Annotated in this window: 11 protein-coding genes; 3 read left to right on the top strand and 8 right to left on the bottom strand. The window is 36.5% G+C overall.

Going from position 1 to position 15635, the window contains the following annotated elements; genetic code table 11:
* Nucleotides 1-16: 16 nt before the first annotated feature.
* The gene (locus V6256_RS10505) at nt 17-1480 is read right to left on the bottom strand and encodes a hypothetical protein (protein ID WP_341598163.1); all 1464 of its coding nucleotides are present in this window, start codon (nt 1478-1480) and stop codon (nt 17-19) included.
* Between the two features lie 549 nt (nt 1481-2029).
* On the opposite strand from V6256_RS10505, the gene guaD reads away from it, so the two are divergent.
* Nucleotides 2030-3358 carry a guanine deaminase gene (gene guaD / locus V6256_RS10500; protein WP_341598162.1) on the top strand — a complete coding sequence of 443 codons (1329 nt, stop codon included), beginning with the start codon at nt 2030-2032 and terminating at the stop codon, nt 3356-3358.
* Nucleotides 3359-3442: 84 nt separating this feature from the next.
* Nucleotides 3443-4021: a nucleoside triphosphate pyrophosphohydrolase family protein gene (locus V6256_RS10495; protein ID WP_341598161.1), complete on the top strand. Its 579-nt coding sequence runs from the start codon at nt 3443-3445 to the stop codon at nt 4019-4021.
* Between the two features lie 50 nt (nt 4022-4071).
* Here V6256_RS10495 and V6256_RS10490 read toward each other — a convergent pair whose 3' ends face one another.
* Nucleotides 4072-5334, bottom strand: coding sequence for a sensor histidine kinase (locus V6256_RS10490; RefSeq protein ID WP_341598160.1), 1263 nt, complete (start codon nt 5332-5334; stop codon nt 4072-4074).
* The gene (locus tag V6256_RS10485) at nt 5331-6020 is read right to left on the bottom strand and encodes a response regulator transcription factor (protein WP_341598159.1); all 690 of its coding nucleotides are present in this window, start codon (nt 6018-6020) and stop codon (nt 5331-5333) included. Before V6256_RS10485 ends, V6256_RS10490 begins: the two co-directional genes overlap by 4 nt.
* A gap of 359 nt (nt 6021-6379) precedes the next feature.
* Here V6256_RS10485 and V6256_RS10480 point away from each other — a divergent pair, with 359 nt between their 5' ends.
* Nucleotides 6380-7165: a M48 family metallopeptidase gene (locus V6256_RS10480; protein ID WP_341598158.1), complete on the top strand. Its 786-nt coding sequence runs from the start codon at nt 6380-6382 to the stop codon at nt 7163-7165.
* A gap of 83 nt (nt 7166-7248) precedes the next feature.
* Here V6256_RS10480 and V6256_RS10475 read toward each other — a convergent pair whose 3' ends face one another.
* The 5 genes from V6256_RS10475 to rapA all read right to left on the bottom strand — a co-directional run bounded on the left by V6256_RS10475 (nt 7249) and on the right by rapA (nt 15368).
* Nucleotides 7249-8223, bottom strand: coding sequence for a hypothetical protein (locus V6256_RS10475; protein ID WP_341598157.1), 975 nt, complete (start codon nt 8221-8223; stop codon nt 7249-7251).
* 183 nt (nt 8224-8406) lie between these two features.
* Nucleotides 8407-9777 carry a Re/Si-specific NAD(P)(+) transhydrogenase subunit beta gene (gene pntB, locus V6256_RS10470; protein WP_341598156.1) on the bottom strand — a complete coding sequence of 457 codons (1371 nt, stop codon included), beginning with the start codon at nt 9775-9777 and terminating at the stop codon, nt 8407-8409.
* Nucleotides 9778-9779: 2 nt separating this feature from the next.
* The gene (locus tag V6256_RS10465) at nt 9780-11321 is read right to left on the bottom strand and encodes a Re/Si-specific NAD(P)(+) transhydrogenase subunit alpha (RefSeq protein ID WP_341598155.1); all 1542 of its coding nucleotides are present in this window, start codon (nt 11319-11321) and stop codon (nt 9780-9782) included.
* A gap of 343 nt (nt 11322-11664) precedes the next feature.
* Nucleotides 11665-12327 carry an RluA family pseudouridine synthase gene (locus V6256_RS10460; protein WP_341598154.1) on the bottom strand — a complete coding sequence of 221 codons (663 nt, stop codon included), beginning with the start codon at nt 12325-12327 and terminating at the stop codon, nt 11665-11667.
* 128 nt (nt 12328-12455) lie between these two features.
* Complete coding sequence (gene rapA, locus V6256_RS10455; RefSeq protein ID WP_341598153.1) at nt 12456-15368, bottom strand: RNA polymerase-associated protein RapA; 2913 nt, start codon at nt 15366-15368, stop codon at nt 12456-12458.
* Nucleotides 15369-15635 lie beyond the last annotated feature (267 nt).

Below are 15635 nucleotides of genomic sequence, written 5' to 3'. Positions count from 1 at the left end.
CTAATAATGAAGAAAGTTAACCTCGTCTTTTAATATGTAATAAAGAATACAGTCTTGAGTGCGGTTTTTTACTTGGGTCATTTACCTTAGCTTCACCTGCCTTGACCATTTCAACAATGCCAGAGCGATTTAAAGTAATACGATAGCGTTCAAACTGCTCTAAAAATTGTCCCTGATCTAATGCTGCGATAACATTTATTTGGTAGCGTCTTTCAATTGAGTTGGTTTGAATCTTATCTTTACTATTACCGCTTTTAACTCGCTCAAATACTTTTCCTGATCCCCCTTCTGCATGCCTTATTAATGGTCGTAAACTAAATAATATATTTTCCTCTAATGTGTCATAGCCAGCCTGAAAGCCATTTTTACTTACTTTACTTTCTATTCGGTAATGTAAAAATTCTGCGCTTTGTTTGTTTTGTCTATTACGCTGCGCTAATAACGTTTTGGCTTGTGGTGGTAACTTTTTACCTGAAATGTAATCAAGCCAGACTTTTTGCTTAGCCATTTCATGCTGATTACTAGAGTCATATAAAGTGCGAGCCCATTTCGGTTTACCTTTACGAATCCAGCGCCATAAAATATTCTTAAAGTCATCTTTGAAAACTTCACGGACACCGTAAATAATTGATAAGAGAAATATCATTAAGGCTGTTAATTGGCTAAATGCACCCTGTGTTTTGATAATTAAAACAAGTACCACACTCATCAATAAGGCCGTTGCGATACCGGTTACAAACTTTCGAGTAATATTACCTAAGGTAACGGTTTTACTTTTAAAGATAACACTGTATTCGATTAACCTTCTTAATAAGCGCATTTTATTAGCGATACGGTTGGGATCTTTTAAGGTGGATTCTGAGTTATACCCTTTGTTTTTTCGATACTCATTTTCTTCATCACAAATGGCCAATAAAGATAAACGTACTTCTGAAAATGCACTTTGACGTGGTTTTTTTACCAACATGCGCATAATGGTTTGTTCTGTATACCAAGAAAGGTAATTATCTACATTCTCAAAAATGGAATTAAGCTTGACGCTTTTAGGGTGATGGCTACGATGCTTTTTTAAGATATCACAACAATGTTTTGTCAGTGCTAATGCTTCTTCGTAGAAGTGCGTTAAGTCCTCATTGTTACTGGTATCACCAGTGAGTAGTTCATTGGCATCTGTTTCTAATGCAGAAATATATTGATAAGCAAACATATTAAGGTTGCTTTTATATTCTGCTGTTGAACGTTTCATTCTTGTGGCAAAACGGCGATGTAATAAGGGTAAGTGAAGACCGTGAGTATGGTAAGCGCGGCGACCATCAATGCCAGCATTGAAATAATCAACTTCTGACAGAGTATTTTTATTAATTCCCATCTCTTTGGGTAATGAAAAATACAGATCTATTCGTCTAAAAGATCCTTGTTTTATATGATGAGTAAGCTTAAAAGATAACTTTTCAGTTTGTTTTAAAGTTAAGTTGGCCAATATTTTCTCCTAGCGTTAGAGCTATTATAACGATATTTAAGAGAATTGAATCGATATAAACGATTTTAGTTGGTGATTTTATAAATTGGGGGACAACTTGCAACAATTATCTATTTGATAAATTGCTTAGCTGCCATCTTCTATTGCTTTAAGACCATCGATATTATTTTTTAGGTTAGATTAGTACTTCTAAATTGATATTAATTTAGCTATATTAATTACGCTTTGTGATTTTCGGTTGTTAATAATAAAACGCTTAAAACAAGGGCTCACTTTCCGAGTCAAAAATCATAGTTGTCATTTATTTTGACTGTTATTACTTAATTTAATAGCAATCATATTAAATACATGACGTCTATTTTATATAAAGAAAGTAGCTTGCTTTAAGGTGTTTTTAGTACTTTTTAAAGCCCTTATAAGGGAAAACTGAAAATGTTGCCCCACCGATAGCAGCTTCTTTTATTGTGTTTACAACGAAGTAATAAGTCATTGTAATAAGTTAAATAGACCCATTAATTAGTGTGATTGATATAACTATGGAAGGGCTTTATGCTTAAAGAATTAAACGATGAAATAATCAATAACTGCACTGTGATCCGTGCTAGTTTCCTGCACTTTATTAATGATCCCGCTAAAATAGAAAATATTGAAGAATCATATCAATATATCGCAGATGGCTTGTTAGTCATTGAAGATGGGAAAGTAAAGTTACTCACTGACTTTACTGAAGAAAAAGCTGAATCATACCCTGTGATAGAAGATAAACGTGGGCAGTTAATTATGCCTGGCTTTATTGATACTCATATACATTATCCGCAATCAGAAATAATCGCCTCTTATGGGGAGCAATTATTAGAGTGGTTAGAGACCTACACCTTCCCAACTGAAAAACAATTTTCTGATAAAGATTACGCCGATGAAATTGCTCAGTTCTTTATTAATGAGTTATTAAAGAATGGGACAACCAGCGCTTTAGTTTTTGGTACTGTTCATCCTGAGTCAGTTGATGCTGTTTTTGAAGAAGCACAAAAAATAGATATGCGATTGATTGCAGGTAAGGTGATGATGGATCGCAATGCTCCTGATTATTTATTGGATACAGCTCAGTCTAGCTATGATCAATCTAAAGCATTGATTGAAAAGTGGCATAATAAAGGACGACTTCAATATGCGATTACGCCTCGTTTTGCTCCTACTTCAACACCTGAGCAATTAGCGCTAGCGGGTAAACTTAAAGCTGAATACCCTGATACTTATGTACAGACACACCTTTCAGAAAATAAAGATGAAATTGCTTGGGTAAAATCACTGTTTCCAGAGCGAGAAGGCTATTTAGATGTCTATCAACACTATGGCTTAACCGGTGATAAATCTATTTTTGCGCACTCCATTCATTTAACTGATAAAGAGTGGGCTAGTATGTCTGAGACTAAGTCTGTTATCGCATTTTGTCCTACCTCTAATTTATTCCTAGGAAGCGGTCTTTTTAATTTAGAAAAGGCTGATAACAATGATATTCGTGTTGGCTTAGCAACAGATGTCGGTGGTGGTACTAGCTTCTCAGCGTTACAAACACTTAGTGAAGCCTATAAAATATTGCAACTACAGGGACAGAATTTATCAGTGTTCAAAGGGTTATATATGGCAACCTTAGGCAGTGCAGAATCGTTAAGTATTGACCATAAGGTTGGGAACTTTGCCGTTGGTAAAGAGGCTGATTTTATTAGCTTGAATTGGGCTGCGACAGATTTACAACAATTACGCATGAAAAATGCAAAAAATTTACAGGATAAACTCTTTGCATTAATGATGTTAGGAGATGAACGTAATATTCAATCTACTTATGTTGCAGGTAAATTAGTATATAGCGCAGCCTAATCCATATATTTAAATATTTTTCCTGTCTATAATAGAGGGCTAAATTTAGACTTTGCTATTAATCTGTTATAGATAGGAAACACCATGAAACTAACGCAATTAACGCCTGAGCTTTACACCAAGCTTTATACAGATATTACCCAATTTAGAGAAACCTTTGATCTACTTTGTAATGCACCTGAAAGCATGGATGATAAAGCCGATGAATTGCATTCCTCATTAATTATCGAAGAGTTAACTGAGCTAGCAGAAGCACCGTGTAAAGTAGAGCAAGCTGATGCAATTGTAGATAGTGTTTATGTTTTAATGGGCCGTTTAGTGCACCTTGGCGATACAAAAGTACAGGATAATATGGCGATTAGTTATCTAATTGACTTATTCTTGAATGTAGCAAAACAACGTAATATTAACTTTATTGCTTGTTGGGATGAAGTTCACTCAAGTAATATGAGCAAGGTTTGTCGTAATCAGAAAGAGTACGCCGAGACCGTTGAATTTTATAGTAAGCAAGGTGTGAAGCTAACGGATAGCGTTAAAGGTGAATTTATTATCGCTAAATGTGCTGAAGATGTACAAATGGAAAATAAAGTTGTACGTAAAGGTAAGGTATTAAAGTCTGTCTATTACCGTCCAGCTGATCTTGCGCCTTTGGTTAACGATTAATTTTTATTTTGAAATAGGGAGACTGGTTCTCCCTATTATTTGTAGAAAGCTTAATTAACTGACTCAAAGTTGACTTCTACATAATGACTATCTTGTTCTGCGATAGTCGTATATTGCCAGTCGTAATGCTTTACTAAGCGTTCCGTTAATTCCAAACCAAGTCCAAAACCAAGCTCATTTTTGATCTGGCTTTGCGATATATTTTGATTATGGATAACCAATTTCTTATCTATCTGCGTAATGATGATTTTTCCTTCATTCGTATGTTGAAATGCATTTCTGATTAAATTATTAATAATAATTCGACATAAAACTTCTGGTAATAGGTATTCTTGGTCATCAGTTTGAATATCAACTTCAATGTTTTTACCATTTAACAGATAGTTTGATTCAGCTGCTAATTGTGATGTTAATAACCCAATTGAAAAGTGTTTTAATGGAATTGATTTATCAGACTTTCGGTTTAACCAAAGTAATGTTTCAGTCAGATCTGTCATATTTAAACTGGCGCGTTCAATACGGTCTAATACCTGTAACTGTTTCTCTTTACTGATATCTTTCTCAATCATTTTTCGCAACAACTCTGTATTGGTTCGTGTTACTGCGATAGGAGTGCGTAATTCATGGCTTGCATAACCTAAAAACTGCTGTTCTCGATCTAAGCTTTCTTGAACTGATTGTAGGCTGGATTGTAATATCTTAGCTAAACTATTTAATTCACTGTAATGGAAGTCTGGATGTGGCTGAAAAATTTGCTGTTTATTAAGTCTTTTGGCCCAAGATATTAACTTTTCAATGGGCTTTGTTACTTTACGTAAGATCACGTAAGGCACGATAGCAAAGATGGTCATCGCAATTAAGGCAATCAGTACTAAGTTTATAAAAGGTGGAAAGACATTTTTTCCTTCACGCGTTATCTCGGGATGTAAAAACATAGTTGCGATATAACGTACTTCATTACCTCTGTTTAGTTTCATGACGAAATAACCGCTTCTTGGGCGAGAAAATAGCGGGTTACCGTCGACTTTCTTGACCAATTTATTTTCTACTATGTCTTCTTGATCAATATTATCTTTGATTGGCTTAGGTAAATCTTCCCAATGTCTGGCAATGAAATAATTATTTACATTAATCGCTTTATCTGCAGGAATGGGTAATTGATAAGCTTGGGCTCTCATGGCTCTACGAACTGAAAAATCGAGGCCTGTTAAAAAATAGTTAAAACTAGCCACTGACATAATAGAGATAGTCGTAATCCCTGTTATTATCATAATAATTAAAAAATAAAGGCGTAAACTAGGTTTTATTTTCATGATGTTTGTTCATCTTTTAATACAAAACCGTGGCCAGTAATCGTGTGGATCAATTTATTTTGGTATGGACTGTCTACTGCTTTTCGTAAGTTAAACATATGTACTTTTAAACTATTACTGTCAGGTTGTTGTTCCCCCCAAACACTTTGTATGAGTTTTTCTCTGCTAACGGCATAAGGGCTCGATAACATTAAAGCTTCTAATATTTTGAAACTGATTGGAGATAATCTTAATAAGGTACCATCACGCATAGCCGTTTGTTGCTGTATATCTAATGTTAAGCCACAGGCTGTTAGTCGTTTGATTTGTCCACTGCGTCTTCTAGAGAGAACCTGTACTCGAACAATTAATTCTTCCATAGCAAAGGGTTTGACTAAATAATCATCTGCACCTTTAGCAAAGCCAGTTAACTTGTCATCTAAGGTATCTTTTGCGGTAAGCATTAAGATAGGTACATCAATGCCATCTTTTCTTAAGTTATTACATACACTCAAACCATCCATCTTAGGTAAATTTAAATCTAAGATAACCGCATCATAATGATTTTCTTTGATTAAATTAAAGCCCGATAAACCATTAGCCGCATGATCACAGAGAATTTTTTCCAGTTCAAAGTAATCAACTATTGCAGTTGCTAGGTCAATATCATCTTCTACTAATAATAGTTGTAGTTTATCACTATCCATGGATACCTCTGTTTAGCCCTTATTATTACAATTATAACTGTATTTAGGTTAACAGTAGGTTAATTGAATTTTTAGGTTTATGTTATGAGCTGTATTTTATTATCAAACGCTTGTATAGGTATTTATAGTAATACCTACTATTACTTTTTAATATTGAGAGCCAGTTTGAGCATAATATTTAGCATGCTATTCAGGTACTTCATAAAAGCTTAACTAGACTATAACGACTGATAAGGGCATAACTTTTAAAATTTTGTTAGTAATGACGCTTAAGCTGTTAAGGTATTGAGAATGCATTCGCAATAATCGTATTAGCCTGAGATAATAACAGCATTACCACTTTATAAATGGAGCTGATTATGAATAAATCAATTTTCAAATTATCATTGTTAAGTAGCACTTTATTATTAACTGCTTGCATTGCCTCATCACCAACAGGACGAAACCAGGTTTTATTGTATAACGGTTCAGAAATGGCGGAGTTAGGAGCCAACTCTTTTGCTGAGTTGAAAACACAGGAAAAGATTAATACCGATCCAAAAGTGAATGCATATGTACAATGTGTAAGTAAAGTGTTGACGGACACCTTAGGACCACAAGAAAACTTTGACGAATGGGAAGTGGTGGTATTTGAAAGTGAACAAGTGAACGCTTTTGCATTACCAGGAGGTAAAATAGGTGTTTATACTGGTTTGTTAGAGGTTGCGAAAAACCAAGATCAACTCGCGGCTGTAATTGGACATGAAATCGCGCATGTACAAGCCAATCATTCAAATGAGCGAATGTCTTCAGGACAAATCACCGGATATGGCACACAAGCTGCTCAAACTGCCATTGGCGTAAGTGAATATTCTGAAGTGGGAATGGCTGCTTTGGGATTAGGCGTTCAATATGGAATAACAATGCCTTATGGTAGAGCGCAAGAATCGGAAGCTGATATCATTGGTTTAAAACTAATGAATGAAGCTGGTTTTGATCCATTACAAAGTGTTGAGCTTTGGAAGAATATGGCAGTCGCTTCTGGCGGTGCTGAACCAATGGAGTTTTTATCTACACATCCATCTAACACAACACGTATTAATGATCTTAAAGATGAATTAAATAGCCTACCTGCAAGTACTAAAACGGCGCCTGCTTGTAGTTAATTTTATCGCATTAATCCAGTATTAAATTTGAGACTGGATTAATGCGCTTCATGGCTGTTTAACAACAGGTAATTTAAGCTTTGTTAGGGATTTTCAGTACGTACCACACTACGATATAAATAGCGTTTACAAAATGCTGGGGTTAATTGATTAACGACTCTAGCTAAGATGGTTATTACCACTACTGAAAATATAATCCTCCCCCAAAAAATAGTATTAAAATCAGCACCAATCAATAAAATCAATAAGGTATCTTCAATTAAGCTGTGCAGTAAGTTCAATAACATAATTGCTGTAAAAACATCACGAGGTGTAATATCGCCTTTTTGAGCTCCATTTATTAACAAACCGCCACCAAATGATAAGCCTAAGGTGACACCTATAATAGTAATGTTAGTTGCTTCTTGGCTGATCCCAAGTAAACGTAATAATGGCTTCAGTAAGATTGCCATCAGTTTTTCCACTCCAAGCAATTTAAGTACTTTTAAGGTAAATAATAAAGCTGAAATGATTACAAAAACCATAAATAGATTCTGTATTTGTTCCATTCCCCATTGTAAATAACTTTGGTTTTGCTCAATGGTGGAAGACCAAATCATCGCTGCAGGTTGATTTAAGCTATCAGTTTGTTGGTAGATAAGGTGCAAAATCCAAGCAAATAAGATGCTGCCACCAACTCTAAATAATAAGGTTATCCATAAATTGACCCCAGCTTTTTTAGCAATAGTCGCTTCAATAGGAAGCGCGTGAGCAAGCAAGATCATACTGCCTAATATAGAAGCTTGTGCAATGGTTAATGTATGCTCGATAGAAGCTAATACGATTAAACCACCGTAAATATTAGTTAATAATGTGGTTGCCCAAACTAAGCTCATGGCATCGGGTAAACCGACCATTTGCATTAATGGCCCTAGAAGTTCACTTAATAGAACAATGCCGCCTAACTCTTCAACAATTTTTATTAATATTAAAATAGGGATCATGACCTTAAATAAAGTAAAGGTCACCTCAATAATGTCTTTCAGTAGTGAACTGAAGAATGATTTTAGCGCTGGCATTGTGCTTCCTTGTACGGCCTTTGTTGTTTATAGGATACACAGTTTATATTGGATAAGCGTCTTTAAATGTAGCTATTTTATGATGTTATGGGGGAAAGGGCTTAGAGGGTTTAAAACACTTTTTAAAAGAAATAAAAAAGCCGAATCAAATGATTCGGCTTTTGCAATGTATATTAGTCTGTATTAAAGATTATTTAAAATCGCATCAACAGATGCTTTTGCATCACCTAATAACATTTCAGAGTTCTCATTAAAGAACAATGGGTTTTGTACGCCAGCGTAACCAGCACCCATTGAACGTTTAAATACAACAACCTTTTCAGCTTCCCAAACGTTAAGTACCGGCATACCTGAAATTGGTGTACCTGGTTCATTTGCCGCAGGGTTAACTGTGTCATTTGCACCAATAACTAATACCACATCAGTCTCAGGGAAATCTTCATTGATTTCATCCATCTCTAAAACGATATCGTAAGGTACTTTTGATTCAGCAAGTAATACGTTCATGTGGCCTGGTAAACGACCGGCAACAGGGTGAATACCAAAACGTACGTTTTTACCTTTAGCTCGTAACTGTTTAGTAATTTCAGCAACAGGGTATTGTGCTTGCGCAACAGCCATACCGTAACCAGGTACAATGATAATGTTTTTAGCCGCTTTTAGAGACTCTGCAACTTGTTGTGCAGTTGTTTCTGTATGCTCACCGTATTCTTGGTCGCCTTGTGCAAACTCTTCGTTACCGAAACCACCTAGGATAACGCTTGCAAATGAACGGTTCATTGCTTTACACATTATGTAAGAAAGAATCGCACCACTTGAACCTACTAACGCACCTGTGATGATCAGTAAGTCATTTGCTAGCATGAAACCAGTTGCTGCTGCCGCCCAACCTGAGTATGAGTTAAGCATTGATACTACTACTGGCATATCAGCCCCACCAATAGAGGCCACTAAGTGCCAGCCAAATGCTAATGCTATCAGAGTCATAATGATAAGCGCAGTTAAGCCTAGGTCACCACTTACAAATGCAACTAATAATAATGCAGAAGTTGTTACAGCTGCAATATTGATCCAGTTTTTACCTGGTAAAGCTAATGCTGAACTATTGATTCTTCCGCTTAGTTTACCGTAAGCAACAATAGAACCTGTGAAGGTCACCGCACCAATGAAGATACCTAAGAAGACTTCTACATCGTGAATCGTTTGTGCAGCAGGTGCTAATACACCATGGTCCATGTATGAATTGAAACCGATAAAGGTTGCAGCTAAACCAACAAAGCTATGCAGGATAGCGATTAGCTCAGGCATTGAAGTCATTTCAACTTTTAATGCTAAACGTACACCGATACCAGCACCAACAGCCATAGCAATAGTGATGTAACCTAAGCCAGTAACTTGTGAGCTTGCTATAGTAGCAAAAACAGCAATAATCATACCGATGATACCGAAAAGATTACCGCGTTTTGCGCTCTCTTGGCTACTTAAACCATTTAAGCTCCCGATAAAGAGGATGGCTGCAATCACGTATGCAGCAGTAATTAATCCTTGAGACATGTTTATTTATCCTTCTGGAACATTTTCAACATACGGTGTGTCACGGTAAAGCCGCCCACAATGTTGATAGTGGCAATTAATATTGCAATAGTAGATAGGGCAGTTACAACATTGTTATCACTACCGACCTGCAATAGAGCACCGATGATGATGATGCCACTGATTGCGTTGGTAACACTCATTAATGGAGTATGTAGAGAATGAGCAACATTCCATACAACGCCATAACCAACAATACATGCCAACATAAATACAGTGAAGTGCGCAAGGAAGTCACTCGGCGCAACACTTGCTAACCAGCCAAATAAACCAGCAGCAACAACAGCGATAGCAGGCTTTATCCATTTGTTTGGTGCTTTTTCTTCAACAACTTCTTGTACTTTTTCTTCCGCTTTTGGCGTTGGAGTAGCACTTACGTTAATTGCTGGTGGTGGCCAAGAAATTTCACCTTCTTTGACAACCGTTGCACCACGGATAACTTCATCTTCGAAGTCGATATCAATTTGACCATCTTTGTTTTTACAAAGTAGTTTCATCAAGTTAACTAAGTTTGTTGCATATAGTTGGCTTGATTGAGTTGGTAAACGGCTTGGTAAATCAGTGTAACCAATGATTTTAACGCCATTCTCAGTTTCAAAAACTTCGTCTTTCACTGTTAATGCTGCGTTACCGCCAGCGGCTGCTGCTAAATCAACAATAACGCTACCTGGTTTCATTGATTTAATCATCTCTTCAGAAATGATTTTAGGGGCCGGTTTGCCTGGAATAAGAGCCGTTGTGATGATGATATCAACATCTTTAGCTTGCTCAGCCATCATTTCAGCTTGCGCTTTTTGATAACCTTCACTCATTGTTTTAGCGTAACCAGTGGTACTTACTTCTGTTTCCTCAACATAATCTACTTCAAGGAATTCGCCACCCATACTTTCGATTTGTTCTTTTACTTCAGGACGAGTATCGAAGGCACGAACGATTGCACCAAGACTACCAGCAGCACCCAGTGCAGCTAGGCCGGCAACACCAGCACCGACGATCAATACTTTAGCTGGTGGTACTTTACCTGCTGCTGTAATTTGACCTGTGAAGAAACGACCAAATTGGTTGGCAGCTTCAATAACAGCACGATAGCCGGCAATATTAGCCATTGAGCTCAGTGCATCTAATGCTTGTGCACGAGAAGTACGAGGTACGCTATCCATTGCAATTACGCTAATATTTTTAGCTTCTAATTGCTTTAAAAGTTCTGGATTTTGAGCAGGCCAAATAAAGCTAACTAAAGTCGCGCCTTCTTTGATTAATTGGATTTCTGCTTGAGTCGGAGCATTAACTTTAAAGATAATGTCTGATTGCAAAACCGTTTTAGCGTCAGAGCTAATTTCAGCGCCTGCTTCTTGGTAAGATGAATCAGAAAAGCTTGCCGCAGCTCCTGCGTTTTGTTCTACAAGAAAAGTGAAACCTTGTTTAATGAGTAGTGCAACAGTACTAGGTGTTGCTGCTACACGATTTTCACTTTCTTGGATCTCTCTAGGTATACCTATCTGCATAGTAGTTCCATGATCGCTTATATTAAGGGTTGTTGCCAAAAGACTATGTCGCTAAATTAAAAAATGCAGGAGCGTGAAGCGTCTGCATTTTTTTAAAAGTTTTAACGGGTTATATTCAAAAGGCAACGCGTATAATTGTTTTTTACAAAACTGTAATGACTGTACTTATCAGTAAATCTTAGTGAAAAATAAAGGTGAACGCCACCACTTTAAAGGGTATTAAGCTGTTTTTATACAACATTAAGGTTACTAAATATAACCATTGATAATAAGCAGCTTGTTTTGTTAATTAGATGTTAAATTAAATGGGTTGAAAGGCTATTTATGCTACCAAATTGTTAAATTACATGAACGGAGGTGGGCATTCAAAAGTGATACGTTGTTCACTTGATGGATGAGTTAATGTGATGTTCGCTGCATGTAATGCAAGTCGTGTTGGAGAAAGTTTTATGCCTTGTGCTGTCGCATAAAATTCATCGCCCACGATCGGGTGACCAAGTTGCTGCATGTGTACTCGTAATTGATGAGTTCGCCCTGTTAATGGAGTGAGTTTTACAATAGTGGTTTGCTTTTCACGTTTGATCACTTCCCATTCAGTTTGTGAGCTTTTACCTTGTTCAAAATCGACAATCTGACGAGGTCTATTTTCCCAATCACAACGGATTGGTAGGTCAATTAATCCTTGATCTTGTTCAATAATACCTTCAACCCGAGCAAAATAAGTTTTATCAATGACTTTCTGTTGAAATTGGCGACCCATATGACTTTGAGCTGATTTTCTCAACGCTAAAATAATGATTCCAGAAGTTGCCATATCTAAACGGTGCACAACACATGCGGTTGGCCATACACGTAAAACGCGTAAGGCTAAACTATCTTTATGCCAAGGGTCTCGCCCGGGAACACTTAATAAGCCTGACGGTTTATTCAATACAACGATATCTTGATCTTGATAAATGATATCTAAGTAAGGGGACATAGGTGGGTTATAAACAAAGTTTGGCATAATCAAATATTACCTAGCATGAACATATTGATAGTCATTAAGTTATTTAAAATAGCTGAATGACTATCAAGAGTATAGAGAACATTAAAGGCTAATAAGTTGGACTTACTAGCCTTTACATTTTAGCGTTATGAGTGTGTTGAAACGATAAAGCGGATTGAATCAAGTTTTAGCTGAGTATTCTCTAGTATTGCTTCAAAACTCGCTAGTTGATCCTGTGAGTACTGTATCTCATCTTCACGGATATTTGGATTAACCGCTTTTAAAGCTAATAGACGGTCAATTTCTTGTTGCAAAGTTTTTTGCATGCGCTCTTTAGCTTCATCAATAATCTCACCCATTAAGGTTTGTGCAGTCGGTAAAGACTGTTTTATTAATTGATGGATTAATGCCTGTGATGCGTTTGCAACTTTACGGCTAATATGACGGTTAATCGGCGTTAATTGGCGATCAAAGCTATCAAAAGTAACATTTTCACCTAAGTTTTTAGCATTTTTATCTAATAATAAGCGGATCGGGGTTGTTGGTAAGAATCGGCTTAATTGTGCATTATCTGTATTCAGCGGTTCAACAACATAGATAAGCTCTAGGAAGGTTGATGCTGCAGGCAATGAGTTATTTTTTAAAATTGCAACAGAAGTAGTGCCAGTATCTGAGCTTAAAATCATATCTAACCCATTGTTAATCAATGGATGCTCCCAAGTAAGGTAGGATATATCATCTCGACTTAAAGCAGTTTGACGATTAAATGTTACTGTCATACCTTCTTCTGGTAAGCCTGGGTAATCCGACGCTAACATATTCTCAGTTGGTTTTAAGATTAAGCAATGCTCTGAACTATCTTCTTGATGCACACCTAAAACATCGAACATTTGCAATGCAAAACCGGTAAAGTCTGGAAGTTGATCGATCTCAGTAATATCCTCAAGTAATTCACTTTTCTGTAATACACCACTTGAATTAATCTCTAACAGTTTATCACGACCTTGTTCTAGCTCTTCTTTAAGTTCATTGTTTAATTTTGCTGTTTTTTCAATTAAAGCTGCTAGTTGTCCTTGCTCATTATCACCTGTCGCCAGAAGTGTAATTAGGTCATCTTTCACGCTTTGATAAACGGTATGCCCAGTGGGAGTTGTTTGAGTAAAGGCACTTAAACCATACTCGTACCACTCTTGGAGGTAAGCTTGCGAAGTGTCTTTTAAGTAAGGTGTATATATTTCAATATCGCAACGTTGGCCAATTCTATCTAAACGACCAATACGTTGTTCTAATAAATCTGGGTTAATAGGTAGATCGAATAAAACTAAGTGGTGTGAAAATTGGAAGTTACGACCTTCTGATCCAATTTCAGAACAAACCATCACCTGAGCACCATCTTCAACTTGTGCAAAGTAAGCCGCTGCTTTATCTCGCTCAATTAACGACAAGCCTTCATGGAAGATCGCTGCTTTAATTGCTTCTCGTGTACGAAGTGCTTCTTCAATTGCTAATGCTGTTTGTGCTTGTGCTGCAATGATTAAGATTTTTTCATCTTTATTTTGTTGAATTAAATCAATTAACCAACTAATACGTGGGTCAAAGGCACACCAAGAGTTATTCGATGAACCTTCAAAATCTTGATAAATTTGTTCAGGGTATAAAGCTGTTAAGGCTTGTTGCCCAATATCACCTTGTGGCATCATTTTAGATACTTTGATAGCAGTCTTATATTGCTCAGGTAAAGGTAAAGCCACTGATTTTAATAAACGTTTTGGAAAGCCTTTAATGGCAGAACGTGTATTTCTGAACAATAGGCGGCCTGTACCATGTCTATCTAATAACGCTTTAATTAATTCTTGTTGCGCAGCTTGTTGTTGATCATGGTCAATAGTGATATCAGAGATGACATTCAATAACGGCTCTACGTCCTGCTCTGATAATAATTCAGTAATACTGTTTTTAGCTTTATCATCTAAGAACTTGCCATCTAGTAGTTGGTTTACTGCATCAACGACAGGTTTGTAACCCATTTCTTCTTTTACAAATGCTTGATAATCATAGAAACGGTTAGGATCTAATAATCGTAGACGTGCAAAATGACTTTCATGGCCTAATTGGTCTGGTGTTGCAGTTAGCAGTAATACCCCGGGTGTGCTATTAGCAAGTTGTTCAACTGCTTTATATTGCGGACTTGGTTTTTCACTATCCCATATTAGATGATGCGCTTCATCAACAATCAATAGATCCCAACTAGCGAGTAAAGCATTTTTTAGGTGTTTTTGTTTACGTATAAGATCAATGCTGCATAAAACTAATTGCTCAGTATCAAAAGGGTTTACTGCATCTAAGTATGCTTCTTCACAGCGAGACTCATCAAAAATACTGAAATGAAGATTAAAACGGCGCAACATTTCAACTAGCCATTGATGTTGTAGGTTTTCAGGTAGCACGATTAAGACACGTTTAGCTCGACCAGTGATGATTTGCTGGTGGATAATTAATCCTGCTTCAATAGTTTTACCTAAACCAACTTCATCTGCTAATAAGATACGAGGGGCGTGGCGTTGTCCTACTTCTTCTGCAATATAAAATTGATGCGGGATTAAATCGACACGAGCACCTAATAAACCACGTAAATAACTACGTTGTTGCTGATGTTGATTAACTAAAGATTTATAGCGTAAAACAAAACGATCAAATTTATCGATTTGTCCTGCAAATAACTTATCTTGTGGTTTATTGAATTTAATAAAGTTATTAAGAAACGTTTCTTTTAACTTTGTTTCTTCACCTGTATCAGTTCGAGTACCAATATAAGTAATAAGATTATCATTTTCTTCGATATCAGAAACCAATAAGCTCCAGTCTGCATGACTTAAAACCTCATCTCCAATATTAAAGCGCACACGTGTGACAGGCGCTTCTTGAATTGAATAAAGGCGTTGTTCACCAGAAGCTGCAAATAACAAAGTTAGCATACGACCTTCGATCGCAACGATTGTACCTAAACCTAACTCTGATTCAGCGTCACTAATCCAACGCTGGCCTAACGAAAATGTCATATAAACTCACTCATCATTTGTAACAAAATAAAACTGTATAGAAGAAAAGGCGCGTATGTTACCTAAATCCTAATCAAAGGTACTAATAAAATAGAACATTTTATTTAAAAATAAAAATAGCATATAAATGAAGGGAAAAAGCCATGTTGATTGTTATTTAATCACTTGAATAAAAAAATGAAAAAAACTATAAATAACGCTTGCTTACCTTATCAAGATCCCTATAATGCGCATCCACAGACACGGGACGGAACGCAAGTTACCCAG

Origin of the sequence: Psychromonas aquatilis, from assembly GCF_038155185.1 — a bacterium.
Lineage (GTDB): Bacteria > Pseudomonadota > Gammaproteobacteria > Enterobacterales > Psychromonadaceae > Psychromonas > Psychromonas aquatilis.
The sequence above is the reverse complement of the archived record's forward strand: the minus strand, read 5'-3'. Positions and strand labels throughout refer to the sequence as shown.

Bases quoted from the DNA above. Each gene is read 5' to 3' on its own strand.
- guaD (WP_341598162.1), top strand. From the start codon at position 2,030: ATGCTTAAAGAATTAAACGATGAAATAATCAATAACTGCACTGTGATC.
- V6256_RS10495 (WP_341598161.1), top strand. From the start codon at position 3,443: ATGAAACTAACGCAATTAACGCCTGAGCTTTACACCAAGCTTTATACA.
- V6256_RS10490 (WP_341598160.1), bottom strand. From the start codon at position 5,334: ATGAAAATAAAACCTAGTTTACGCCTTTATTTTTTAATTATTATGATA.
- V6256_RS10485 (WP_341598159.1), bottom strand. From the start codon at position 6,020: ATGGATAGTGATAAACTACAACTATTATTAGTAGAAGATGATATTGAC.
- V6256_RS10480 (WP_341598158.1), top strand. From the start codon at position 6,380: ATGAATAAATCAATTTTCAAATTATCATTGTTAAGTAGCACTTTATTA.
- V6256_RS10475 (WP_341598157.1), bottom strand. From the start codon at position 8,223: ATGCCAGCGCTAAAATCATTCTTCAGTTCACTACTGAAAGACATTATT.
- pntB (WP_341598156.1), bottom strand. From the start codon at position 9,777: ATGTCTCAAGGATTAATTACTGCTGCATACGTGATTGCAGCCATCCTC.
- V6256_RS10465 (WP_341598155.1), bottom strand. From the start codon at position 11,321: ATGCAGATAGGTATACCTAGAGAGATCCAAGAAAGTGAAAATCGTGTA.
- V6256_RS10460 (WP_341598154.1), bottom strand. From the start codon at position 12,327: ATGCCAAACTTTGTTTATAACCCACCTATGTCCCCTTACTTAGATATC.
- rapA (WP_341598153.1), bottom strand. From the start codon at position 15,368: ATGACATTTTCGTTAGGCCAGCGTTGGATTAGTGACGCTGAATCAGAG.